The 22,932-nt window shown below is 66.1% G+C and carries 20 protein-coding genes, 1 tRNA gene and 2 pseudogenes; 6 read left to right on the forward strand and 17 right to left on the reverse strand.

Going from position 1 to position 22,932, the window contains the following annotated elements; all coding sequences use genetic code 11:
* Window positions 1–42: 42 nt before the first annotated feature.
* Both ACPXYO_RS18525 and ACPXYO_RS18530 read right to left on the reverse strand, forming a co-directional pair.
* Window positions 43–1,359 (reverse strand): NAD(P)/FAD-dependent oxidoreductase, encoded by a 1,317-nt coding sequence (locus ACPXYO_RS18525; protein WP_423923614.1) that lies wholly within the window; start codon window positions 1,357–1,359, stop codon window positions 43–45.
* A gap of 72 nt (window positions 1,360–1,431) precedes the next feature.
* Entirely contained in the window at window positions 1,432–2,862 is a 1,431-nt protein-coding gene (locus tag ACPXYO_RS18530; RefSeq protein ID WP_423923616.1) for an aminopeptidase P N-terminal domain-containing protein, read from the reverse strand.
* 59 nt (window positions 2,863–2,921) lie between these two features.
* On the opposite strand from ACPXYO_RS18530, the gene ACPXYO_RS18535 reads away from it, so the two are divergent.
* Window positions 2,922–4,457, forward strand: coding sequence for an acyl-CoA carboxylase subunit beta (locus tag ACPXYO_RS18535; protein WP_423923618.1), 1,536 nt, complete (start codon window positions 2,922–2,924; stop codon window positions 4,455–4,457).
* Here the strand turns inward: ACPXYO_RS18535 and ACPXYO_RS18540 are convergent.
* The 10 genes and pseudogenes from ACPXYO_RS18540 to ACPXYO_RS18585 form a co-directional block, all read right to left on the reverse strand.
* On the reverse strand, window positions 4,354–5,493 hold the full coding sequence (locus tag ACPXYO_RS18540) for a transglutaminase family protein (RefSeq protein WP_423923620.1): 1,140 nt from the start codon (window positions 5,491–5,493) through the stop codon (window positions 4,354–4,356). The genes ACPXYO_RS18535 and ACPXYO_RS18540 overlap by 104 nt on opposite strands.
* A gap of 139 nt (window positions 5,494–5,632) precedes the next feature.
* Window positions 5,633–6,193 (reverse strand): annotated as a pseudogene (locus tag ACPXYO_RS18545) (alpha-E domain-containing protein); the annotation flags it as partial.
* Window positions 6,190–6,294: pseudogene (locus ACPXYO_RS18550) on the reverse strand (hypothetical protein); the annotation flags it as partial. The pseudogenes ACPXYO_RS18545 and ACPXYO_RS18550, both read right to left, overlap by 4 nt.
* Window positions 6,288–6,443 (reverse strand): circularly permuted type 2 ATP-grasp protein, encoded by a 156-nt coding sequence (locus ACPXYO_RS18555; protein ID WP_423923622.1) that lies wholly within the window; start codon window positions 6,441–6,443, stop codon window positions 6,288–6,290. The pseudogene ACPXYO_RS18550 and the gene ACPXYO_RS18555, both read right to left, overlap by 7 nt.
* Complete coding sequence (locus ACPXYO_RS18560; protein WP_423923624.1) at window positions 6,427–6,687, reverse strand: hypothetical protein; 261 nt, start codon at window positions 6,685–6,687, stop codon at window positions 6,427–6,429. Before ACPXYO_RS18560 ends, ACPXYO_RS18555 begins: the two co-directional genes overlap by 17 nt.
* A gap of 36 nt (window positions 6,688–6,723) precedes the next feature.
* Window positions 6,724–7,695, reverse strand: coding sequence for a Gfo/Idh/MocA family oxidoreductase (locus tag ACPXYO_RS18565; protein WP_423923626.1), 972 nt, complete (start codon window positions 7,693–7,695; stop codon window positions 6,724–6,726).
* Between the two features lie 26 nt (window positions 7,696–7,721).
* Entirely contained in the window at window positions 7,722–8,594 is an 873-nt protein-coding gene (locus ACPXYO_RS18570; protein ID WP_423923628.1) for an amidohydrolase family protein, read from the reverse strand.
* Window positions 8,594–9,757 carry a 4-oxalomesaconate tautomerase gene (locus ACPXYO_RS18575; protein WP_423923630.1) on the reverse strand — a complete coding sequence of 388 codons (1,164 nt, stop codon included), beginning with the start codon at window positions 9,755–9,757 and terminating at the stop codon, window positions 8,594–8,596. The genes ACPXYO_RS18570 and ACPXYO_RS18575 overlap by 1 nt, the downstream gene beginning before the upstream one ends.
* Window positions 9,758–9,814: 57 nt before the next feature.
* Window positions 9,815–10,498 (reverse strand): 4-carboxy-4-hydroxy-2-oxoadipate aldolase/oxaloacetate decarboxylase, encoded by a 684-nt coding sequence (locus tag ACPXYO_RS18580; protein WP_423923632.1) that lies wholly within the window; start codon window positions 10,496–10,498, stop codon window positions 9,815–9,817.
* Window positions 10,498–11,538: an amidohydrolase family protein gene (locus ACPXYO_RS18585; RefSeq protein WP_423923634.1), complete on the reverse strand. Its 1,041-nt coding sequence runs from the start codon at window positions 11,536–11,538 to the stop codon at window positions 10,498–10,500. The genes ACPXYO_RS18580 and ACPXYO_RS18585 overlap by 1 nt, the downstream gene beginning before the upstream one ends.
* A gap of 315 nt (window positions 11,539–11,853) precedes the next feature.
* Between ACPXYO_RS18585 and ACPXYO_RS18590 the strand changes: the two genes are divergently transcribed.
* Window positions 11,854–12,717, forward strand: a complete 864-nt coding sequence (locus ACPXYO_RS18590; protein WP_423923636.1) for an alpha/beta fold hydrolase — start codon at window positions 11,854–11,856, stop codon at window positions 12,715–12,717.
* Window positions 12,718–12,735: 18 nt separating this feature from the next.
* Here the strand turns inward: ACPXYO_RS18590 and ACPXYO_RS18595 are convergent.
* A tRNA-Val gene (locus tag ACPXYO_RS18595) sits at window positions 12,736–12,809 on the reverse strand.
* Window positions 12,810–12,876: 67 nt separating this feature from the next.
* On the opposite strand from ACPXYO_RS18595, the gene ACPXYO_RS18600 reads away from it, so the two are divergent.
* Window positions 12,877–14,187 (forward strand): cytochrome P450, encoded by a 1,311-nt coding sequence (locus ACPXYO_RS18600; RefSeq protein WP_423923638.1) that lies wholly within the window; start codon window positions 12,877–12,879, stop codon window positions 14,185–14,187.
* 101 nt (window positions 14,188–14,288) lie between these two features.
* Here ACPXYO_RS18600 and ACPXYO_RS18605 read toward each other — a convergent pair whose 3' ends face one another.
* On the reverse strand, window positions 14,289–16,646 hold the full coding sequence (locus tag ACPXYO_RS18605; protein ID WP_423923640.1) for a CotH kinase family protein: 2,358 nt from the start codon (window positions 16,644–16,646) through the stop codon (window positions 14,289–14,291).
* Window positions 16,647–16,795: 149 nt separating this feature from the next.
* Here ACPXYO_RS18605 and ACPXYO_RS18610 point away from each other — a divergent pair, with 149 nt between their 5' ends.
* Complete coding sequence (locus ACPXYO_RS18610) at window positions 16,796–18,520, forward strand: HNH endonuclease signature motif containing protein (protein ID WP_423923642.1); 1,725 nt, start codon at window positions 16,796–16,798, stop codon at window positions 18,518–18,520.
* Window positions 18,521–18,851: 331 nt separating this feature from the next.
* On the opposite strand, the gene ACPXYO_RS18615 is transcribed toward ACPXYO_RS18610, so the two are convergent.
* From ACPXYO_RS18615 to ACPXYO_RS18625, 3 genes are all read right to left on the reverse strand, one after another.
* Window positions 18,852–19,988 (reverse strand): 4-oxalomesaconate tautomerase, encoded by a 1,137-nt coding sequence (locus ACPXYO_RS18615; RefSeq protein WP_423923644.1) that lies wholly within the window; start codon window positions 19,986–19,988, stop codon window positions 18,852–18,854.
* 62 nt (window positions 19,989–20,050) lie between these two features.
* Window positions 20,051–20,281, reverse strand: coding sequence for a type II toxin-antitoxin system HicB family antitoxin (locus ACPXYO_RS18620; protein WP_423923646.1), 231 nt, complete (start codon window positions 20,279–20,281; stop codon window positions 20,051–20,053).
* 8 nt (window positions 20,282–20,289) lie between these two features.
* Window positions 20,290–20,493: a type II toxin-antitoxin system HicA family toxin gene (locus ACPXYO_RS18625; RefSeq protein ID WP_423923648.1), complete on the reverse strand. Its 204-nt coding sequence runs from the start codon at window positions 20,491–20,493 to the stop codon at window positions 20,290–20,292.
* Window positions 20,494–20,591: 98 nt separating this feature from the next.
* Here ACPXYO_RS18625 and ACPXYO_RS18630 point away from each other — a divergent pair, with 98 nt between their 5' ends.
* Both ACPXYO_RS18630 and ACPXYO_RS18635 read left to right on the forward strand, forming a co-directional pair.
* Window positions 20,592–21,644 (forward strand): LLM class F420-dependent oxidoreductase, encoded by a 1,053-nt coding sequence (locus ACPXYO_RS18630; RefSeq protein WP_423923650.1) that lies wholly within the window; start codon window positions 20,592–20,594, stop codon window positions 21,642–21,644.
* A gap of 102 nt (window positions 21,645–21,746) precedes the next feature.
* On the forward strand, window positions 21,747–22,925 hold the full coding sequence (locus ACPXYO_RS18635) for an ATP-binding protein (protein WP_423923652.1): 1,179 nt from the start codon (window positions 21,747–21,749) through the stop codon (window positions 22,923–22,925).
* The last annotated feature ends 7 nt before the right edge of the window (window positions 22,926–22,932 follow it).

Here is a 22,932-nt window from a genome sequence, read left to right on the forward strand (position 1 = left end):
GTGCTCGGTACTAGCCGAGCACCGTCACATGCGTGCTCGGTACTAGCCGAGCACCGACATCGACGAGCCGTGGAGATCGCGTCTGCGGGAGAAGGTGCCCATGTCGATGTCGAAACCAGTGTGTTTTCCGGTCACGACGACAGGGTCGGTGTCGTGGTCATGGCCCGCTTCCACAGCTCCGATCAGCTCGGCCATGCAGTGACCGGCCACCGCCGCGTTCTTGAACTGGTTCCCGCTGGTTCCGATGGCCACATAGAAGCCATCAAGCGACGTGCGGTCATAGATAGGGATCCAGTCGTCAGTCACGTCGTACACCCCGACGATTCCCCGCGGCTGGCGGGGGAGGCCAAGGTCCGGCATGCGCCGGGCGAACCGCAGGACGTGGGTTTCCCACTGCTCCCGGCTGAGATCCTGCGAGCAGTCATCGATCTCGTCGGTGCCAAGCCACTCGAAGTCCGTCGCGTCCAGCTCGACGGATCCGATGAGCATGTTGTTGCCTACCTCGGGCCGCACGTAGCAGCCGCAGTCAACGTCGGCCATGACCACGCCGTCATGCTCGAAGTCCGCGCCCGGCGGCGGGGGCACGTGGTACACCTCCTTGCGCAGCGGGCGCGTGGTGATGGACATGTCTGCGACGACGCCAGCGAGCTCGTTGACAGCGCTGCTGTGCGGTCCTGCGACATTCACCACGACCGGCGCCGCCACCTCGGTGCCGTCGGCCAGCACGACGCCTTCGGCCCGGCCGGCGCCAGCGATCCCAGTCACGGTCACGCCGAAGAGGAACTCGGCGCCGGCCAACTCGGCCGCCAGCCGCAGGTTGTGGGCGGCGAGCTGCGGGTCGCCGATGTAGCCGCTTTCGGGCGACCAGAGCGCGCCCCGCAGCTGCGAGGTCGGCTCGGCCCAGAATTGAGGATCGCCGAGCTGGCGGGGCGGGCCGAAACGGGACAGGTCGAGCGGGCCGAGCCGGGCGACGGTCTCGCCGCAATCCCAGATCTCGTAGGGAACGCCGAGCGCATCGAAGTGCGGGACCGGCAGCAGGTGATCCTCAGCGTCGCTGAGCAGGGTCACCATGCCACACTGGCTGAACCCTGCGTAGCCGGCCTCGTCGCACGTCCCGGCGTGCTGCGGCCAGCGCAGCCAGTACTGCAGGCCCTCGTAGGCCATGGCAACTCCGGCCCGAGTTGAATAGGTGAAACGCACGATGGCCGACGAAGCGCTGGTGGAGCCTTGGCCAGCACCGGGGTTGCGGTCAACGCCCAGCACACGCCAGCCGCGCCGAGCCAGCTCGCAGGTGATCGCGGTGCCGATGACGCCCGCTCCGATGACGATGGCGTCGTAGCTCTGCTCGCTCGGACTCATGCCGCTCTGCCTGCCGTCGCACGAGCCCGGCAGCACTGCGGGGGCACTCTCGATCGTCGCACACCCGCCCTCTCAACTGATGCGCATCGGCTTGGCGATCGCTGCGGTGAGCACCTCCGGTTCGCCGTCGGTCACCAACACGTCATCCTCGATGCGGATGCCGCCGAATCCCCGCAATTCTTCCACTCGTTCCCACACCACGCTCTCGGCGAATTTCTCGCGCCGAGCTGGATCGCACAGCAGCGCGTCGATGAAGTAGATGCCCGGCTCGACGGTCGTGACCATGCCGGGTTCGAGACCCCGGTCCGTGCGCAAGTACCGCAATTGCGGGTCATCGCTGCGCTCGTGGCCGGGCGGAAATCCGCTGGCGTCGTGCACTGACAAGCCCAGCAGGTGGCCGAGCCCGTGGGGGAAGAACAGCGCTACAGCGCCCGCAGTCACCAGTTCGGCCGGATCTCCCCGCAGCACTCCCATCTCGACGAGTCCCGCCCCCAACGTGCGTGCAGCGGCCAGGTGCACCTCGCGCCACTGGATGCCGGGGCGGCACATATCAATCGTCTGCTGCTGGGCGCTGAGCACCAGCTTCCACAGGTACTCCTGCTCATCGGTGGGGTCGGCCCCGACCACCATCGTGCGGGTCACGTCGCTGGCGTAACCGCCGAATTGCGCGCCGGCGTCGATCAGCAGCAGGTCGCCTGCCTCCACGGCGCGGGTCGCGGGGCGAAGCGGGTCGTCGCCCGCATAGACATAGTGCAAGTAGGCGCCGTGGGCACCCGATGCCACGATGCTGTCGTAGGCCACACGAGGCGCTCCAGCAGCAAAAAACTGCGACTCCATCCCGATCTGGATCTGTCGTTCGGTCATGCCTGCGACGGCGTTGCGGTACACCCACTCAAAGCCGGCAGCGCTGGCTGCGGCGGCTCGCCGGATGTCGTCGAGCTCGGCTTCGTCCTTGGTCATGCGTTCGAGCGCGACGGCGGCGCTCAGCCGCAACACCGTTGCGGGGGGCGACGGGTCGGACTGATCGTCCGCCGCTGTGTCTTCCTCGGCCGGGTCCGTTGACGTGGCCTCATCCGTGGACGTGTTCTCAGCCGTGGACTCAGCCTCGCCATTCGAGGCGGCAGGCACCACCTCGGGCATCGCAGCACCGGCGCCCAATTCGATGAGCGTGCGGTCGCTGCGCTGCGCCAGCCAGTCCTCTAGCTCTTCGAGCGGCCGGCCGACGGGCGTCGGCGGCTGCTCCCACACGAGCCGTTCGGGACTGAAGCGGGGGCCGAACAATTCCCACTCGCCCGCTGCGGCGTCGAAGGCCAGCGTCGTGCCGGGAGAACCCACCGCCGTCAGGTAGGCCACATCGGGATGCGGCAGGAATGCGAAGTGCTGATCGGTGCCCGACCAGCTCGCCGGCTCGCCCGCACGAAGGAGCACGACCTCGTCGGTCAGCTCCCAGCGCTTGGCCACTCGCGCCCGCCTGTGTGCCAGCGCTTCGTCAGAAGGCTTCACGCGGCGCACCCTAACGCCGCGAGTGCGCCCTCCCCGCGCGATCCCTAGGTTCTTGCCGTGTGACCGAAGACGCCTCACCGGAACCCGATATCTCGCCGCTGCTCGCCAAGACTCTCGCCGCCCGCGACGCCACGCTTGACGAGACTCGCCCCACCGCAGTGGCTCGCCAACACGCTCGTGGCCGCTGGACTGCCCGCGAACGGATTGCCGCTCTCTTCGACCCCGGCACGTTCGTCGAGTACGGGCAACTCGCACAACCTCAGCTGCGCTCGCTCGGCGACGCTCCCGCGGACGGCTTGGTCATGGGCGTCGGGCTCGTCGACGGCGTTTCCGTGTGTGCCTTCACCTACGACTACACGGTGATGGGCGGCAGCCAGAGTCCCCGCAACCACCGCAAGATGGACCGGATGATGGAAGTGGCCGAGCGGAACCGCTGGCCGATCATTTTCTGGTCTGAAGGCGGCGGGGCCCGTGCCAGCGAGTTGCACTATGACGGCGGCATGGTGACCACGTTCGTGCAGCTGGCGCGGCTGTCGGGGTTGGTGCCGATCGTCACCATCCTGTCGGGACCGAGTTTCGCCGGCCAGGCGAACATCGCCGGCACATCCGATGTCATCATCGCAACCAAGGACTCGACGCTGGGACTGTCGGGCCCTCCGCTCGTGATGTCGGCGACCGGCGAGATGCTCACACCCGAAGAGCTCGGGCCGATGTCGATGCATGAGCGAATCGGCACCGTCGAACTCGTCGTCGGGGACGAAGCTGCCGCACTCGATGCTGCGCGGAAGTACTTGTCGTACTTCACCGGAATCGCTGCACCGTCGGCGATGACTGCACCTGACCAGACGCCGCTGCGCACGATGGTGCCCGAGAATCCACGGCGCGCATACGACGTGCGAAAGATCGTGGCCACGCTGGCCGACGAGGGCTCGGTCATGGAGCTGCGGCCGACATTCGGCCGTTGCCTTTCGACATCGCTGTGCCGCATCGAAGGGCACGTCGTGGGCGTGCTTGCGAACAACCCGATGTTCGGTGCAGGTGCCATCGACGCCGAGGGTTCGGCGAAGTTCTCCCGCCACGTCGAACTGTGCAATGCCTACGACATCCCGCTGCTGTTCGTGTGCGACACGCCCGGCTTCATGATCGGCACTGCAGCGGAGGCGACTGCTCTGGTGCGCCACAGCGCTCGGACGCTGATGGCGCTGAGCGCAGCCGACGTGCCAATCCTGACCGTGATCCTGCGAAAGGCGTACGGGCTGGGGTACTACGCCATGGGCTCAGATGCGCTGGCGCCCGACTTGATCGTCGGGTGGCCGACCGCCGAGTTCGGTGGCATGGGCCTCGAGGGAGCCGTGAACATCGTCTACCGAGACGAACTCTCCTCGGCACCCGACGACGCAGCGCGCCGGGAGCTCCGGGAGCAACGGGTCGCGGAGTGGAAGGAGCGCAATACCGGGCTGGAGTTCGCCAGGGCGTTCCTGCTTGACGACATCATCGACCCGGCCGACACGCGGGACCTGGTCGCCCGGCTGCTCGCAACCCTGCCGGCACCACAGCCGCGCACCAGGCGCAAGCACCCGATCGATCCCTGGTAACCGCGCTCTGCTGCTGCTGTTGCTGTTGTTGCGTGGCCTGCTGGGGGCCAGCGACATCGGCAGGAGAACTGACTTCGACGGTGGACCGGCGGCGGATCGGCTCGGTCACCATGGATATCGGAGCGGTCGGCTGAGCGATGATCACTTCGGCGTCAACCTCGGCGTCAGCCGAGCCGTGATAGACGCCGCGCACCGGCGGGACATCGTTGTAGTCGCGGCCATGGCCGATCACCACGTGGCGCTCGCCGACCGATCCGCCATTGGTGGGATCGAGCGCATACCAGCCAGAACCGGGCACAGCGGCCTCGATCCAGGCGTGCGTTTGCACAGACACCGCTGCCGCCCCTGGCTCATTGGAGCCCGAGACGCCGTCTACACCATCGGCGGAACCTGCCGCTTCGGATTCCTCGGCCCACCCCGCCGGTGCAGCCGGAACCTCGTCGGCGCCAGTCCAGTCAAGCCGCGTCTCGTCGAGCGCGAACAGGTAGCCGGACACATAGCGGGCAGGGATGCCGACGCAGCGCAACATGCCCACGGCAAGGTGGGCAAAGTCCTGGCACACACCCCGTCCGCCGTCGATCAACTCCTCCAGCGTCACCCCGATCGAGGTCGAGCCGTGTTCGTAGGTCAGCACGGTGGGCACCGCCTGAACGATCCCGAGCACTTGCTCACGCACGTCATCGGCAGCCGAGCGGATCGCCCACGAGGCCACCTCGTTGATGAGATCTCCCCACTGCACATGTTGCGAACGCGCCAAGTACTCCACGTGTTCGTTGAGGAACTGCTGATCACCGAGTCGCTCGCAGCTCACCGGCTCAGACGCGGCCTCGATCGTCGTCGTCTCGACCGACGCCTCAGCCACCACCAGCAACTCTTCGTGCGGCCCACGCACCCAAAGATGGTCAACCGTGGTGCCGAAATAGTCGCGAGTCGCAAGCACACGAGTCGCCGGCGTTGTGGTCAGCCGGTACGACAGCAACTGTTGGCGCAGGTCGTGGCGCGGACCAACGCGGATCTCGTTTTGCGACTCCGTCACCGGCTCCGCATATTGGAAATGCAACCGGTAAGCGATATCGAGCCTCACAACACTGTGTCCCCGCCATCACCCGGGCGCACAAAGAATGGGTGAACGCCAGCAGCCGGTTGCCATCGAACACGTCGCCGCCGGTCCCCAGGCCTGACTTCAGCAACTCGATCGTCAAGATCGAGCGCTCGAGCAGCCGGCCCACCTCCATGAAGGCATAGCCCTCGTCTCGCATCATCGACTCAGTCATCACGCCGCTCAGCGAACGGCATCCGCGCCGGGCGGTGATGACCGACATCCTCGACACCTCGCCGCCGGTCTGCTCCCGTGTTCCGGCGCTGACCGCTTTGGCGCTCTGCATGAGGATGTGCAGGCTGTTGGCCTCCTCCCACAGCTCCACCGGGATGCGGTCACGCACGATGTGCAGGTTCTCGCGCACGGCCTGCACAGATGCCACCACCGAGCCGGGATGCGAGTCATCGGAAACCAGGAAATCCATGACGGCGTATGGCCCGGTACTGACCCGGGCGGCCACGAATTCCTCCTGCAGCCCAAGCGCCTGCACTAGGCGGCGGGACGCCCGCCGGGCCTCGGTGGGCTGGCGGTGCATGACCGCGCTGGTCTCCACCGACACACACCGGACAATGGTGTCTGCCCGCTCCAGGTAGCGGCCCGCCCACAGCATCGAGTCGGCATGACGCGCCAGGATCATGCGCCCGGCTCCTGCGGAAGCGATCCGTTCGCCACTGCGCCAGGCGTCAGCACCCACGTGTCCTTCGAGCCGCCCCCCTGGGAAGAATTCACGATCAGCGAATCAAGTCGGTCACATACGGGTGGATGGCCTTGTCGTCGGCCATGGCCGCTCCCTCGCCGGTGTAGACGTCGGCAAGGAACCGGTTCAGCGCCGTGACCCGCTGGGCCAAACCCCTCTCGATCTCCCGCCATTCAGCCGCTGCGATCAACCGCGGGGAACAGGTCCATCGGCCAGGTCCGCTCGGTGCCCGTTGAATCGCCGTAGACAGTGAACGTGATGCCTTGGCGGCGGAACTCCTCCTCGATGATGCGTTCTCGGCGCCGCAGCTCGGCCGCGTCCATGCCCGAGAAGCGCTGCACGATCGCCTGGTACAGCGGCCTGATCGTGCCATCGCGCTCGAACGCCTCGTCAAAGGCGAGCGCCTCGGCATCAGGCCTGTGCAGCTCCGCCATGGCCCATTTGATAGCGCGTCCAACTATGGACTTGTGTCAATTGAGGGCGCATCCGTATTCAGCGGCAGGGACGGCCAGCGTTCGCTCCAGCATGTCGATCGTTTGCATGGCCCCGAGGCACTGGCTGACCGAAGCGTTGGGCTCGCGGCCCTCGAGCACCGCCGAGATGAACTCGCGGTCCTGCAATTCGATGCCGTCATTCGAGACTTCCACCCCCGAGAGGTCCACCGGATTGTCGTAGCCGTCGACAAGGTCGTCGTAGCGAGCGAGGTAGGTGCCGTTGTCGCAGATATATCGAAAGAACGTGCCGAGGGGTCCGTTGTTGTTGAACGACAGCGACAGTGTGCACAGAGCGCCTGAGGGGACGTTCATGCCGATCGTCATGTCCATTGCAATGCCCAGCTCAGGGTGCAGCGGGCCTTGCTGCGCCCATCCGGCAGTTATCGGCTCCCCCGTCTGGTAGCCGAACAAGTCGACGGTGTGGCACGAGTGGTGCCACAGCAGGTGATCGGTCCACGTGCGGGGCTTGCCCATCGCGTTTCGATTCTCGCGCCTGAAGAAGAAGGTCTCGACAACGAGGTGCTGCAGCTTCAACTCACGTCTGGTGATGCGCTCGTGGATCCACTGGTGACTGGGATTGAAGCGGCGGGTATGACACACCATCGCAGTGAGGCCCGTCTCATGCTGAACTCGTACCAACTGTTCGCTGTCGGCGAGATTGTCGGCCATCGGTATCTCGACCAGCACGTGCTTGCCTGACCGCATGGTCTCGATGGCCTGAGCAGCATGAAGCGGCGTCGGCGTGGCCAGAATCACAGCATCGGCGTCGAGCGTGAGGGCCTGAGACAAGTCGGTGGTCCAGTGGTCAATCTCGAACTCGTCAGCAAACGCCTCGGTGTCGTCTGCTCTGCCTCCCGTCAGAGCCACTAGGTCGACATCGTCGATCCGACGCAATGCGGCAATGTGCCTGCGCCCGATGGCTCCCTCTCCAGCAAGGATGATCTTCACGGCAGTCCTTTTGGCGACTCTCAACCTCAGCCGAAGTCGTACAGCGTCTCGGGATTGGCGACCAGAATCTGGTGGCGAACGCCCTCGTCAGGGGCGAATGATGCGAGCACATCGACAAGGTCGCCGTCGTCAGGCATGTGGCGCACGTTGGGATGCGGCCAGTCCGTGCCCCACAAGATGCGATCGGGTGCCGCGGCAATGAGCGCCTGGGCATAGGGAACGACGTCGTCGTAGGGCGGCCCGCCATCCGCGGTGAGCCGCTCCGCGCCCGACACCTTGACCCAAGCCCGTTCGTCGCGCATCAACTCGAGCAGGGCCCTGAATGGCTCCTGGTCGAGCCCGGCGTTGGCGTCCACGCGGGCCATGTGGTCGATGACATACGGGCACGGCATGCGGTCGAGCAACTCTGCGTACTTCGGCAGGTCCTTTGCATCGAAGTGCAAGACAATGTGCCACCCGAAAGGTTGTACCCGGTCAACCAGCCCCCAGAACACGCGAAGGTCAGGGGCGCCACCGAGGTGGGCAACGAAGTTGAAGCGAGTGCCGCGCACGCCGGCATCGTGCAGTGCGCCGATGTCGGCATCGCTGAACGTCTCGTCGATCATCGCAACGCCCGCATACCGACCTTTGCCCCGGACAAGCGCGTCGACCATGGCGGAGTTGTCGGTGCCGTGACAGCTGGCCTGCACGAACACCGCCCGCGAGAGTCCCAGACGCCTTTGGAGAACCGCGAAATCGTCGACGCCTGCGTCGGGCGGGGCGTACGTGGTTTCGGGCGCGAACGGAAATGCGTGTGCTGGGCCAAAAACGTGGCAGTGAGCGTCAGTTGCCCCTGCAGGCGGCGTGAACGCGGTAGGCGCGTGGGGCGAGGGATGCGGCGGTGGGATCGTGCGTTTCATCAATGTGGCGTCCTCGGAAGAGCTGCGCTCGGGGGGAACACAAGCCCGTCGAACAGCTTGCGCGCCGTGCGAATGATGCCCGCGTGCCCGACAGCCGGCCCATTGTGACCGTCGCCGATCTCGACACGGGCGACGAAGATGCCGGTGGGGTGCTCGATCGATACGAGATCGGGCTCGGCGCCGGGACGCAGCAGTTCCGCTCCCGTGCCTCCGGGAATTCGCAGGGCTGTTGCCACGCTGACCGCGCCGAGCACGCCGATGGCGTCGTGGCAGCGGTGTGGGATGAAGGTCCTGGTGCAGATGTCCCCGTCCGCACGTGGCAACGACACCAGGGTCATCTTCGGCACCGTCGTCGTGCTGACGTTGCCCAGGTTCATCATCTCGCCGGCCTGCAGACGGAGGCTCTCAAGTCGTTCCCGGAAGGGTGTGTTTGCCTCCAACGTGCCGGGCTCCTCGTCGCCGGCTATGCCGAGGTCGGTCGCCCGCAGCACCACGGTGGGCATGCCGTTGTCCACACAGGTCACCTCGACGCCGTCGATCACGTTGGTGATCCCGCCGGTCGGCAGCAACGCGCCGCAGGCAGAGCCGGCGATGTCCTCGAAGTCGAGGCGGACCTCGGCCGCGGTGCCGGGCACTCCCGAGATAGCTGTCTCGCCTTCATAGACGGGACCATCGCCATCGAGAGGAAACGTGGCGGTCGCGACTGAGCCGGTAACCGTGACGCCAGTGTCCGATGAACCCGCGTTCAACATGCGGATGCGCACCCGCGCCTGCGGGCCGCTTGCTGAGGTGAGCCCGCGTTCGAGGGCGAACTGCCCCACTGCGGCCAGCAGATTGCCGCAGTTCTGCCGATTGCTGACCAACCCGTCGTCCACACCCACCTGCAGGAACAAGTAGTCCACGTCGGCGCCCGGGTCAGTCGACAAAGACACCACGGCCACCTTGGATGTCAGTGGATGCGCACCGCCGATGCCGTCGATTTGACGCGGGTCAGGCGAACCCATGATCCGGGCCAGCAACGAGTCACGTTCGTCTGGATCTTTAGGCAGCTCGTTCGCCACGAAGTAGGCGCCCTTGGACGTTCCGCCCCGCATCACCATGCAGCGCACGCCCTGCGGTGCCACCTCGCAGTCGGCAGGGGTGACGATGGTTTCAGCTGTCATGGCGCGACTCAGGAGTCGTAGGTCCTGCCTGGCGTGGCAATGATCCCGTGACTTCGGTCAATCGACCCACTCCACCCCGAGTTCGACAAGCTTCTGCCGCAGCCCGTACATGTCGAGTCCCAATTCGCCGGCTTGCAGGCGGGTCCGGCTGATTTCCTCGGCGGCGAGCCGTGCGTTCGACTGGTCGAGCGCCCAAGCAGCTTCGGCTCTGGGCACGGCGACAACGCCGTCATCGTCAGCGCAGATGACATCGCCGGGGTGGATGATGACGCCGTCGATGCTGATGGGGGTATTGACCGAACCAGGAGTGCTCTTGACCGTGCCCTCGCAGGACACGTGTCGGGTCCACGCGGCGAAGCCCATCGCCCGCAGATCCATGGTGTCGCGGACGCCCGCATCCATCACGAGGCCCACGACACCGCGGGCCTGCAGAGACGAGGCCAGCAGATCGCCGAACATGCCGTGCGTCGACGGCGCCGTGACAGTGACCACCAGGATGTCGCCGGCTTCGCAGACTTCTACGGCCGCGTGGATCATGAGGTTGTCACCGGGGTGGGACAACACCGTGACTGCCGAGCCGGCAACCTTGGTGCCCTGCTGTATGGGCCGCAGCTCGGGGCCTAAGCAGCAGCGTCGACCGATCGCCTCGTGCACAGTGGCAGTGCCTGCCGCGCCCAGGCCCGTGATGACCTCAGGATCCGCTCGTTCGATTGTGCGAACTACTACATGGCGGGCAGCCATCAGCCCTCCTGCTGTGCTCGTTGGATTCGAATCGTGTCGGCTAAGCGTGGATACACCCGAAAGGCATTCTCGCTGAAGATCAAGCGTCGGGCGTCGTCGCTGACATCCGCTGCGTCGATGTAGCGCTTCGTGTCGTCGAAGTTGAATCCGGTGGTCGGGTCGACGCCCCGGACGGCTCCCACCATCTCGGACGCGAACAGGATGTTCTGTGGGGGAATCACTTCGACAAGCACGTCGATGCCGGCCTGGTGGTACACGCAGGTGTCAAAGAACACATTGCCCAGCAGCAACTCATCGAGCGGCTGAAGGCCCCTGTCCTGCGCCATGCCACGGAACCGGCCCCAGTGGTACGGCACTGCTCCCCCGCCGTGAGGGATCACGAACTTCACGTCGGGATGGTCGACGAACAGATCGGACATCATCATCTGGACAAATGCCGTGGTGTCAGCCCCGAGGTAGTGCGAACTGGTCGCGTGGAAGTTCGGATTGCAGGTATCGCTGACGTGGATCATCGCCGGCACATCGAGCTCTGTCATGGCCTCCCACAGCGGCCACCAGCAACGGTTGCCCAGAGGCGGGCCGGTCCAGAAGCCGCCGGAGGGATCGGGATTGACGTTGCAGCCGATGAAGCCCATCTCGGTGACGCAACGGCGCAATTCCCGCACTGAGCTGTCGATCGGCGCCCCCGGCGATTGGGGCAGCTGGCAGACCGGCACGAAGTTGTCCGGGAACAGATCGCAGACCCGGCGGATGAGCTCGTTGCAGTGTTCGGACCAGAAGCGCGACGTGTGCTCGTTGCCCTCGTGATGACCCATCCATGACGCCCGTGGCGAGAAGATGGTGAGGTCCGAGCCGCGTTCGCGTTGCAGGCGCAGCTGGTTCTGCTCGATGCTCTCGCGAATCTCGTCGTCGCTGATATCGAGCACGCCCTTGGTGCCGACGTGGGACGGGTCAGCTTCGAGTGCGGTGCGCTGGGCGGTGCGGTACTCACCAAGCTGTGGAGGGGCCGTGGTGTAGTGGCCGTGGCAGTCGATGATCACCCTGGCCTCCCCGTCCAAGTTCTGGCGGCACTCCGGTTGCGCACTCTGCTGCGCGCTTCGGGGAGCGACTTCAGTCGCTGACTAGATCGTAGGCGAGCGGTCAGGTTGGCCCCCCGGTATGCCGCTGCTGTCGCAGCCGGTGCGAATCTGCGGGGCTGTGCCCGCCATGACTGATCGCCTGGCTGCACACCGCCAACACACGGACTACCGCCCGAATTACTCAGCAGACTCCTACTCGCGGGACGGCCGGCAATTTCTCGACCCCGCCGTTGGGGCATGCTGTGCGCCCATCTAGCGGCGGAAGAGCCAAGGACCATGGCAGATCCCACAGCAGTCCGCAACACGGTTATCGAGGCGAACGGGCTTCGATTCACCGCGGACGTGGCGGGCCCGGATGAGGGCCCGGCAGTCCTGCTGTTGCATGGCTTTCCTCAGACTCGCCACACCTGGCGTGCCGAATTGACCGCACTTGCGGCGGCGGGGCACCGGGCATGCGCGCCCGATCAGCGTGGCTACTCCGCAGGTGCCCGCCCCGACGGCATCGACAACTACCGCGTCGAACTGCTGGTCGCCGATGCGCTGGGGATCGCCGACAGCCTGGGCGCTGATCGATTTCACATCGTCGGACACGACTGGGGTGGAGCGCTGGCGTGGTTCATCGCAGCACATCTTCCCGAGCGAATCATCTCGCTGACCGTCATCTCGCGGCCCCATCCCGCGGCATTCATGGCAGCCATGCGTGACGACCCGGATCAGCCCCATCGCTCCCGCCATCACCCGGCGTTCCAGCGCCCCGAGGCAACCGATGCGCTGCTAGTCGACAACGCTGGAGCACTGCGGCGTGCGATGGCTCGCAATGCCGTTCCCGAGGCCGACATCGATGCCTATCTGGGCACGCTCTCCGACCGCGACGCACTCGATGCGGCGGTCAACTGGTACCGGGCAATGGGTCAGTCGAGCATCCAGTCCGCGGACACGCCGGCGATCAGCGTGCCAACGATGTTCGTTGGGGGGAACGAAGACACCACTGTCGGTCGCATGGCCGCAGAGAACACCGCCGAGTTCGTGACCGGCCCATACCGATTCGCCGAGCTGCCAGGCGTTAACCACTTCGTCACCGACGAAGCGCCCGGCGCTTTCACTGAGCTGTTGCTCGGTCACCTCGCTCAGCACGGCTGAGCGAGCGAGGCAAGGGTGTGGGCGATACTGGACTCGAACCAGTGACCTCTGCCGTGTGAAGGCAGCGCTCTAACCATCTGAGCCAATCGCCCGTGGGCCGACGATGATAGGCGTTGCCGGAACCGGCGAGCGCACGTCGGTCCGCAGGGAGGCAGCTCGGTGAGCACAGACTCGTACCACACCGCACCAGATCGGTTGGCTCCCCCACCGCCGGGCTGCCCGGTGCACGAGAGTTGGTCGCCGCTCAGCGATGAGTACCTGGCCGATCCGTACCCCATCGCCGCGCAGCTGCGCGAAGACCACCCGGTGTTCTACGCCGCCGAGATGGGTCACGTGGTGGTGACCCGCATGGCCGACATCGAGGCCGTGTTCATGGACCCCGACACCTACGCCTCATCCAATGTGCAAGACCCAATCTTCCCGCTGGCTTCCGGAGCGGCCGAAGTGCTGTCCGCCCCGGACTACAACCCCCAGGCGGTCATGTCGAACCGGGCCGAGCCCGACCATGGGCGCATCCGCGTCCACACCCGGGGCGGATTCTCGGTGCGTCGGCTGCGCACGCTCGAGGACTACATGCGCTCCCGGGCCACCCAGTTGATCGAAAAGATGCTGGCCGGCGAACGGCCGGCCGACTACGTCAAGGCCGTGGCGTTCCCGCTGCCGGCGGAGATCGTGTTCCGCTTCATCGGGTTCCCGCCCGAAGACGACCTGATGCTCAAATCGTGGTGCGTCAACCGCAAGGCTTTCGCCTGGGGCAAGCCCACGCCCGCCGACCAGGCCCACATGGCCGAAGGCATGCTTGCCTACTGGCGCTACTGCCGTGAATTCGTGGCCGAGCGCCATCGCAGCCGCACCGACGACTTCTGCTCGGAACTGCTCGACGCCCACGACGCCGATCCGGATCCCGAAGGCGGCACCGGCCTCACCTACCGAGAAGTCGAGTCGATCATCTACGGGATCTCATTCGCCGGCCACGACCCGGTCACCAACCTGCTGTGCAACACGCTGCGGTGCGTGCTGCCTCGGCGCGACCAATGGGACGCCCTGTCCGCCGACCCGTCGCTCATTCCCACGGCGGTCGAGGAAACCCTGCGATTCGACTCCAGCCAGGTGGCCTGGCGCCGGGTGACCACACGCGACACCGAGCTTGGCGGGGTGCAGTTGCCGAAGGGGACTCGGGTCTTCCTGAATTTTGCAGCGGCGAACCGCGAGCCGTGTGCGTTCGCCGAAACCGACAGCTTCGATGTCAACGACTACGACTTCAACCGGCCCGATCCGCATCGCCACATCAGCTTCGGCAAGGGCATCCACTTCTGCCTGGGAGCCAACCTGGCCCGGATGGAGGCTCGGATCGCACTCGAGATCCTGACCCAGCGGGTGCCGTCGCTGCGGCTGCCGCCGCAGGACTACTGGTCCTTCCCGAACATCACCTTCCGGGGTCCCGAGGAACTCTGGCTCGACTGGGACTGAAATCGACCAGCATCGACGACCTCAGGCGCCGCGGCTCGCCTGCGAGCGCGCATGTCCGCATTGTTCATTGTCACCCTCGACAACGACGTCGGCTACGACCATCACGGCTGGTTGGCGGCGCCCGGGGTGGGGCTGTCCACGGTTTGGAAGTCGCCGGTGGCGTCGGGCACGCGGGCGTAACTCTGGCCCTCGGCGGACTGGCCCTCGTTCCAGTCGACACTGTCTACGTGGGTGCCGTCCAACCGCCAGATGCCCAGTTCCTCGTCGCCGCCCAGGGCGAAGCCGGGCCAGGCGTCCTTGTCCAACCTGAACTGCATGTACGCGCCCGGCCCGATGGTCGTGCCGGCCGGGAAGGCGACCCGCTTGCCGGCGTCCGTGAGGCTGTCGGCCACCTCGAAGCCGTCGAGCGCTATCGGGTCGGGCGATGGGTTGTGCAGCTCGAACCAGTCCAGGGGGTCGCCCTTGGCGGCCACCTCGTTGATGACCAGGCCAATGTCCACCGGAGCCGTGCCGGGGTCGGCGCCCGAGTCGTCCGGGGCGTCGCCACCGCTGGGAGACAGGGAATACCCGTACACGCCGGAGAAGGTGCCGGCGATGGCGGCGCCGGGTGTCGTCCCCGCCGTCGACAGTTCAAGTGCGCCCTCGGTGAAGGGCGAGAAGCTGTCCGGCGCCGACGCTCCGGGCGGGATGGACCATATTCCTCCCGCGATGGCGTCTGCGCCGATGACCAGCGTGGCTCCCGCCGCCAACAGGTCCAGTTCCACGGCCAGCGTCATCCCGGAGACGGAGCCGTCGTCGTTGAGTCCCGCAACGACTATGGACGCGGGCGTGTCAGCCTCCGGAAGCAGGACGCTCTCCTGCGGGCTGGAGTGACCGGCTGAAACTCCCATGCGCTCGGTCGATTCCTCGAACCCGTTCAGCAACAAGTTGTCGATCGTCCCGTTCTCCAGGGGGTTGGGACTCAGGTTGCTTCCCCAAGTCGTCTGGAAGGTGATTTCCAGGGTTCCTGACTCGGCGGAAGGCGGGATGTACGCCGGCTCGGGCCAGTCGGGCGGCGCGGGGGTCAGGTCTGCGAGGATTTCGCCTCTCCGCTTCAGGATGAATTTGCGCACCCGGTCGGTGTCGGCGGCGGCGGCCTGCGTTGCGGACGGGAGAGCGTGCTGTTGCACGATGGCGGCCATCTCGTCCACAACAGCCAGCAGTTCCTCCTCGTCCCAGACGGTGTCCACGATCTCGGTCAGTCGGGCGGCGTACTTGACCCGCCAGTCGGGGTCGTTGTACAGGCGGTTCGGGATGGCGGTGAGGGCCAGCACCGATGGGGGCGGGTTGGCGATGTTGTCGAAGGGATTGGGGTCGTCCTTCAAGTGGAAGGTGTCGTCGGTGCCCCACGGGATGAACACGAAGGGGCCATCAGGCTCACGGTAGAAGTGATAGTTGTTGCGGTCGCCGGCGTACCCGTCCCAGTGCCCCACCAGCACCTCCGTCGCCCAGAACGAGAGGAACCGGTCCAGGTCCACGATCTCGTCCAGCGCCTTCAGACCGGCATCTCTGGGGTCCCCCAGGGCCGCCACGACGGCGTCTATGTCGGACCAGTCGGCGGCGTCGGTGTTGGTCTTCTTCTCTATGGTGCCGCGGTACTCCGGCGTGAAGTCGCTGACCGTGCCCTCGTACAGGTTGCCCGCCGCGCTCTCGAAGTGGCGCGACAGGAACTGGGCCTTGATTTCCTCAACGTGGACGTAGAGCCCCAGGTCCCTTCCGTTGACCGACACGGTGGCGAAGTTGCAGCGGGGCGCGGGACTGCCGGCGGCGGCGAAGACCCGGTACGACAGGCAGGTGTTGACCATGGAGGGGTCCTGGATGCTGTTGTTCAGGGTCATCCGTTCCATGACCCCGCCGAGCGACTGGTCGTCCACGTACTTGTCGAAGCGGAGCTTGAGGGCCGGCTTAGTGTCGCTCTGGGAGCCGAGGAATCCCTTTTTGCGCACGCCGACGTCGGCGTGGGTCTCGCCGTCCACGGTGACCGTGGCCCCGAACCAGTCATAGATGTCGGCAAAGGGCCGGGACAGGCCGTATTCGGCGATTTCTGCGATCACGTCCTGGAACGTCCGGGTCTGGTGGCGCAGGGTGTCCCAATCCTCGACAGCGATTTCGATGCTGATGTCCAGCACACGCTCGAGGGCGAAGTAGGCATCGCTGGGGTGGGCTTCGGCGTCGTCGTCCGGTGTCAGGGTGGGAGTGGCTGTCTGCGCGGGCGCTGGTTCCGGCGCGGTGCTGCTTGTCTCAACGCCCGCCGGGTCGCTTGTGGCGTCTGTCGCCGGAGCTGTCGCGGTCGTGGTGGGGTCGGACGCCTCTGCTGCGGAAGTCGCCGGAGGGGATCCGCCGTCGTCGCTGGTTTCGGCCCCGCAACCAGCCGCAATGATCGCTGACGCTGCCAGCACGGTGGCAAGGCGCCTGCGCATCGCCACAGGCTAAAGGAGCCACGCGAGCAACCCCAGCCGACGCCCCTGGCCCTGCCTTCATGGTTGCCAGTCACACCCCGAGTCAAACCCAGGCCCGACCGCTGACCCTCCCATCATGACTGTCACACCCCCTGTCTACGGTTCCAGTCATGAAGCGGACAGACGTTCGAAGCGATTCGGCAGCCGGAATGCCGACCGGCGCAATGCCGCTGGGTAGCGCTGCTGTGGGCGAGCCGGCTGTGGACGAGCCGCCCATGTTGGCGCTGCCGGTGGAGCCGGCGCTGGTGGTGTCGCCGGTTGGGTCTTCGTCGTCGCCGAAGTCGCCGGCGCTGCCGGTTGGGCCGGTGTGCAGCGCTGGGTCTGTGCTGTCGGTGTTGTGCGGAGCGCGTGATGTAGTCGCCGAGGCATCCGGGGTGCCGCTGAGCGGAGCTGACAGCGACACGCTCACTGCGGTCGTCGCCGTCGCAGCGCGGCTGCGCTCAGCCACCGACGCGCTGATGCTCGCAGCGACCGCTGCATTGGAGGCTGAGCGTGCGGGTTCGGGCCGCACGGCGTTGCGGGATCAGGCGCGTGTGAGCTCGCGCCGCGCCAAGCGCACTGTGGAGACCAGCGAGCAGATCGCCCACATGCCCAATGTCGCACGCGGCCTCGCGGCGGGCGATCTCACCGCCGAACACGCCGAAGTCCTCGCCGATGCCGCACGCCAGACCAGCCCCGAAGCGATCGACACCGCCGCGGAGTTGCTCGAGACCGCTGCTGAGGTCGCACCCGAGGTTCTGCGCACCAACGCCCGAGAGTTCGCGGCCCGCCACGACCCCGATGCGATTCAGACGGTGCTGGATCGTCAGCGCCGAGACCGGTCCGCTGCGCTGTTCATCGATCACAGCACCGGCATGGGCGTGCTGCACGCCCGTTTGGACCCGATCAGCTACACACTGGTGCTCCAAGCAGTCGAGAACTACAACGATGCTCTGTGGCGCCAAGACGGCGGACGCGACGGCACCCCAGCCGAGATTCGCGACAACCCCCAGCGCCTCGCCGACAGCATCTTTGAGATGCTCACCGCCCGCAACGCCCTCCAAACCATCGGCCACCCGGCTGCCCGCACCGCCGACGCCGACGCCGCTCACGCGCCACAAGACGATGACGGGTGCCGCAACAGGCACAACAGCTATGCCGAACCCGGCTCAAGCGGCGGTGCCAGCCGTGATTCTCACGGCGACCCCAAACACCACCGGAGCGACACCGCCAGCCACGACCCGCACGGCGATGGCGATCAGGGCCAGCGCAGCAGTGCAGAGCCTGGCAAGGGCGGCGCTGGTGTGCCTGACGGCGCGGCAGGACGCTCGATCGAGCACTGGCGGGCATCCCGGGCACCCAACCAACTCGTGATCATCGCCGAAATCGGCGTCATCGACGGCACCAAACCCGACGGACTCTGCGAAATGCTCGGCGCCGGACCGGTCCCGCCGCACACCCTCGACAACCTCTCAGCCGACACGCGCATCAGCGGCGCACTGTTCGACCAATCCGGAGAGGTCCTCTGGCTCGGACGCAGCCGCCGACACCCCAGCATCGCTCAACAGCTCGCCATAGCAATACGCGACCGCGGCTGCGTGCTGTGCCGCGCACCCATGCACCGCTGCAAGTTCCACCACATTGACGAATGGGCAGCCGACAACGGCACCACCGACACCCTCAATCTTGCCGCCCTCTGCAACGACTGCCACGACGAGCTCCACAACAACAACCAACGCCTCTACCGACACCGTGGCACCCGCCGATGGACCGCCCTCACCCGCACCGACGACGCTGACGGCGCCGCCGCGACCGCGTCACGAGCAGCCATCCCGCCATACATGCAGCGCGAATAGACCACATCAAGCGGGCAACAACGAAACAGCGCCGACGAAATGGCGCCGACGAGCCAGACACTACGAACCAGCCGCGACGAGGAGCCGCGACGAGGCAGCCACTACGAACCAACCACGACAAGCCAACCACTACGAACCAACCACGACAAGCCAACCACTACGAACCAACCACGACAAGCCAACCACTACGAACCAACCACGACAAGCCAACCACTACGAACCAACCGACAAGCCAACACTACGAACCAACCACTACGAGGCAGCCACGGCTGTCCCGAGTCAAGGGGGCTGCTCAGCTTCGAGGCGGGCAGGTTCGAGGGGCGGCTTGGTCTCAGGCTGGCCAGACGTCGGTGGGCACGTAGACCATGCCGGTCATGATCTTGCGAGCCGTGCGGGTGACACCGCCTGCGTGGATGCGGACGCCATCGGCGCGTCGCTCCGCCAGCAGCGAGACATCGAACTTGCCGCTCGGGTGCTCCATCGTGATCGCCGCATCGGACCGACCTTCAGGGAGCCGCGGCGCTGCGGCGAGCGACGCTGCGACAGTGCCGGGCATCACCGAGGCCGCTGCAACGCAGATCGCACCGGAAACCGCATGGGTCGGATGGCACTGCGTGGGCGTGAAGTAGCGAGAAGCAATGGTGCCGCCGTGCTGTGGCTCCGCCAGCATCCCGAACTTGGGGACGACGCTTTCGGACACGTCGCCGAGACCCATCCGGGAACCGGCCTCGCGGCGAATGGCCTCCATCAGGGCCATGAAGGCGTTGTCGGACTCCAACTCGTCCGGCGTCTCTCGACCGGTGCAGCCAAGATCTGACGCCCGTGCCAGCACCATCGGCATCGCTACGTCAATCAGTGTGATCTCGACCTCGGTCGGGCCGTCGGTGCGCCGACCGGCGACCGTGACCACCTCGCTCGTGCGTCCTGTCGGCAGCATCGAGCAGGCAACTGAGCCTTCGATGCCGCGGAATCGCAGCTCGATCGGCGCTGCCGTGCCGTCGACCCCGTCGATGGCGCAGTCGCCGTCATAGCTCACCTCACCTCCCGGCGTCCGGCAGACGACGTCGATGAAGGTGTCGGTGTTCACGTTGCGGACGATCAACGACGTGCTCGGATCTCCCGCCGACACGAATCCATGCTCGATGGCGAACGGGCCCACGCCGGCCAGCATGTTCCCGCAGGTCGGCTTGGTGTCCACGGTGCCCCAGACGGGGTCGATCTGTGCGAAAAGGTAGTCCACGTCTGCGTCGGGATGAGTCGATGGCCCCACCACGGCCACCTTGCTCGACACGGTCGTGCCGCCGCCCAACCCGTCGATCTGGCGACCCGTGGGACTGCCCATGACCGCGGCTAGCACCGCATCACGCAGCTCTGGATCCGCTGGCAACTCTCCGGCGGCGAAGAACGGCCCGCGCGAGGTGCCCCCACGCATCAGCACGCACGGGATCGACCGCTGCTCGTCGGGCACGGCCTCAGCCTGCCACCTTCAGGACAGGCTCATTGCGTTGGCCAGCTATTGGCACATCGGCGTCAGCCGATGCTTGCAGGCACCTCAACGTCGACTGTGCTCGACGTCGGCTCGGGAATCTCGTCGCCGTCTTCGAGCATCGACTCGATGTGGAATGTCATTGCCTCGCGCATCGACTGGATGGTTTCCTCGCGGGTGCTGCCGACGGCAATGCAGCCGGGCAGATCCGGCGCATACGCCGAGTAGCCCGTACCCGTCGGCTCCAAGATCACGGCATAGGTCAGAGTGGTCATGGCGTTCGTCATTGTGAGTGCCCGTCTCCGATTCCTGCCTGTCTCAGGATGCTTTTCCATGTGCCCGGCGCAACCTCGCTGCTGAACTTGCCGGGAATCGTGACCTTACCCGGCTTGTGTGGGTGCAGATAGTGACGGTGGCTGCCCCGAATGTTCTTGAGGCGCCAGCCGTCGGCGGTGACGATCCGCACTGCCTCTCGCACTGTCGGCACACACGGAATAATGCTCTTTCTATGAGTTTCAGTCTATTTCATTTTACTCGTCCACAGCGAGGACACATCAGCGGGCGGGGCCTGCCAAGCTGGGCGGCGTGAAACTTGCAACTGGAGTCGGATACTGGTCGGCAGGGCCGCCACCGGACGCGCTGGAGACGCTGCAGCTCGCCGAGCGCCTGGACTTCCATTCGTTCTGGACAGCCGAGGCCTACGGCTCGGACGCCCTCACGCCGCTGGCGTGGTGGGGCAGCCACACCGAACGCATCGGCCTGGGCACGGGCATCGTGCAGATCTCGGCACGCACACCAGCCGCGGTGGCCATGGCAGCCATCACGATGGATCACCTCAGCGACGGCCGGTTCATCCTGGGCCTCGGCGTGAGCGGCCCACAGGTGGTCGAGGGCTGGTACGGCCAGCCCTACCCCCGCCCGCTCGCACGCACCCGGGAGTACATCGAGATCATCCGGGCAGTCCTCGAGCGTGACAAGCCCGTCAGCTTCAGCGGCGACCACTACCAGATGCCCTACCCGGGCGGCATGGGCTTGGGCAAGGCGCTGAAGTCGACCGTGCACCCGCTTCGGCCCGACGTGCCGATCTACCTCGGCGCCGAGGGGCCGCGCAACGTGGCGCTGGCGGCAGAGCTCTGCGAGGGCTGGCTGCCGCTGTTCTTCGCCCCGAAGGACAACCAGTTCTACGTGGATGCGCTGAACGCAGGCTTTGCCGCTGCGGGCAAGCCGCACATCGGCGCCGACGGGCGCATTCCGGCCGACATGGACTTCGAAGTCGTCTGCCCGGTGACCATCGTGGCCGACGACGACATCGAACGGGCAGCCAACCGTGTGCGCCCGATGTTGGCGCTGTACATGGGCGGCATGGGTGCCCGCGACGCCAACTTCCATTACGACGTGTTCTGCCGGATGGGCTACCAGCACGTCGCCGACGAGGTCCAGAACTTGTACCTCGATGGGCGCAAGCAGGAAGCCGCAGCAACGATCCCCGTCGAGCTGGTGGAAGAGGTGGCGCTCGTCGGGCCGATGGACAAGATCGCCCGTGACCTGCGCCGCTGGGATGACACGGTGGTGACCACCCTGCAGATTGCCGGTCCTCCACAGCTCCTCGAAGCGATGGCGGAGCTGGTAGCCGACTGAAGCCACTGCCACGGCCGTCGAGTCCCGCTCCGACCGCCTCCAAGGAACGGCTAATTCAAAATCCAACTTTGAATTAGCCGACAACGCGGTAGCCTCAAAGCCATGCTGATCAAGCGAGATTTGGCACCGCGACTGGCAGTGGCAGCCAGAAAGTGGCCCGCAGTCACGCTCACCGGGCCGCGCCAGAGCGGGAAGACGACCCTATGCGCGTCCGTCTTCGGCGACCGCCCGCAAGTGTCGCTCGAAGCGCCCGATGTGCGTGCATTCGCAGCCGAAGACGCTCGGGATTTCTTGGCGCAGTTTCCCGACGGCGCCGTGATCGACGAAGTGCAACGTGTGCCCGAGTTGCTCTCCTACCTGCAGGGAATCATCGATGCCGACCCGGTGCCAGGCCGATGGATCCTGACGGGTTCGCACAATCTCGCTTTGGCTCAATCGGTGAGCCAGAGCCTGGCGGGGCGCACCGCCGTTCTCCGACTGCTGCCGTTGTCCCGCAGCGAAGCGATCCGCTTTCCGGCTCATCCACAACGGCTGGACGAGACGCTGATCGCCGGTGGCTACCCGGCGATCTTCGACAGGGAGCTCGAACCCGCGGAGTGGCTCGCTGCGTACGTGGCCACGTACATCGAGCGGGATGTGAGAACAGTCAGCAACGTCGGAGACCTCGAAGCGTTCCAGCGATTCGTGCAGCTCTGCGCCGGCCGAACCAGCCAGTTGCTCAACTACTCGGCCCTCGCCGCCGACTGCGGCGTATCCCAGCCAACCGCCAAGGCGTGGCTCAGCATTCTGGAAGCCAGCTTCGTGGTCTTTCGCCTTCCGGCGTTCCAGCCGAACCTGCGCAAGCGCCTCGTCCGGATGGCGAAGCTGCATTTTGTCGACACCGGGCTGGCCTGCTGGCTGCTCGGCATCCGCGAGCCTGACCAGCTGCGTTTCCATCCGCTGCGCGGTGCCTTGTTCGAGACCTGGGTCGTCTCGGAGGTGATCAAGCAGCGGGCGAACCAAGGGCTCGCAGGCGGCACCTACCACTACCGCGACCGCAGCGGGACCGAAGTCGACCTCGTCATCAAGTCCGCACGCGGCATCTCACTTGTCGAAGCGAAGGCATCCACGACAGCTTCGACGCGAATGCTGAGCGGACCGACGCGGGTACGGAGCCACCTGGCCAGCGCACATCCGCAGGCAGCGGTCGTCGTGGTCTATGGCGGCGACGACGCCCAGCGGCGCAATGACGGCTCGCTCATTCCGTGGCATGGCCTGCATCGAACCGAGCTGGGCCCGTGACGCGGAC

Origin of the sequence: Candidatus Poriferisodalis sp., from assembly GCF_965237655.1 — a bacterium.
GTDB lineage: Bacteria > Actinomycetota > Acidimicrobiia > Acidimicrobiales > Poriferisodalaceae > Poriferisodalis.

Bases quoted from the DNA above. Each gene is read 5' to 3' on its own strand.
- ACPXYO_RS18590 (WP_423923636.1), top strand. From the start codon at position 11,854: ATGGCAGATCCCACAGCAGTCCGCAACACGGTTATCGAGGCGAACGGG.
- ACPXYO_RS18605 (WP_423923640.1), bottom strand. From the start codon at position 16,646: ATGCGCAGGCGCCTTGCCACCGTGCTGGCAGCGTCAGCGATCATTGCG.
- ACPXYO_RS18635 (WP_423923652.1), top strand. From the start codon at position 21,747: ATGCTGATCAAGCGAGATTTGGCACCGCGACTGGCAGTGGCAGCCAGA.
- ACPXYO_RS18570 (WP_423923628.1), bottom strand. From the start codon at position 8,594: ATGAAACGCACGATCCCACCGCCGCATCCCTCGCCCCACGCGCCTACC.
- ACPXYO_RS18610 (WP_423923642.1), top strand. From the start codon at position 16,796: ATGAAGCGGACAGACGTTCGAAGCGATTCGGCAGCCGGAATGCCGACC.
- ACPXYO_RS18560 (WP_423923624.1), bottom strand. From the start codon at position 6,687: ATGGCGGAGCTGCACAGGCCTGATGCCGAGGCGCTCGCCTTTGACGAG.
- ACPXYO_RS18575 (WP_423923630.1), bottom strand. From the start codon at position 9,757: ATGACAGCTGAAACCATCGTCACCCCTGCCGACTGCGAGGTGGCACCG.
- ACPXYO_RS18525 (WP_423923614.1), bottom strand. From the start codon at position 1,359: ATGAGTCCGAGCGAGCAGAGCTACGACGCCATCGTCATCGGAGCGGGC.
- ACPXYO_RS18580 (WP_423923632.1), bottom strand. From the start codon at position 10,498: ATGGCTGCCCGCCATGTAGTAGTTCGCACAATCGAACGAGCGGATCCT.
- ACPXYO_RS18620 (WP_423923646.1), bottom strand. From the start codon at position 20,281: ATGACCACTCTGACCTATGCCGTGATCTTGGAGCCGACGGGTACGGGC.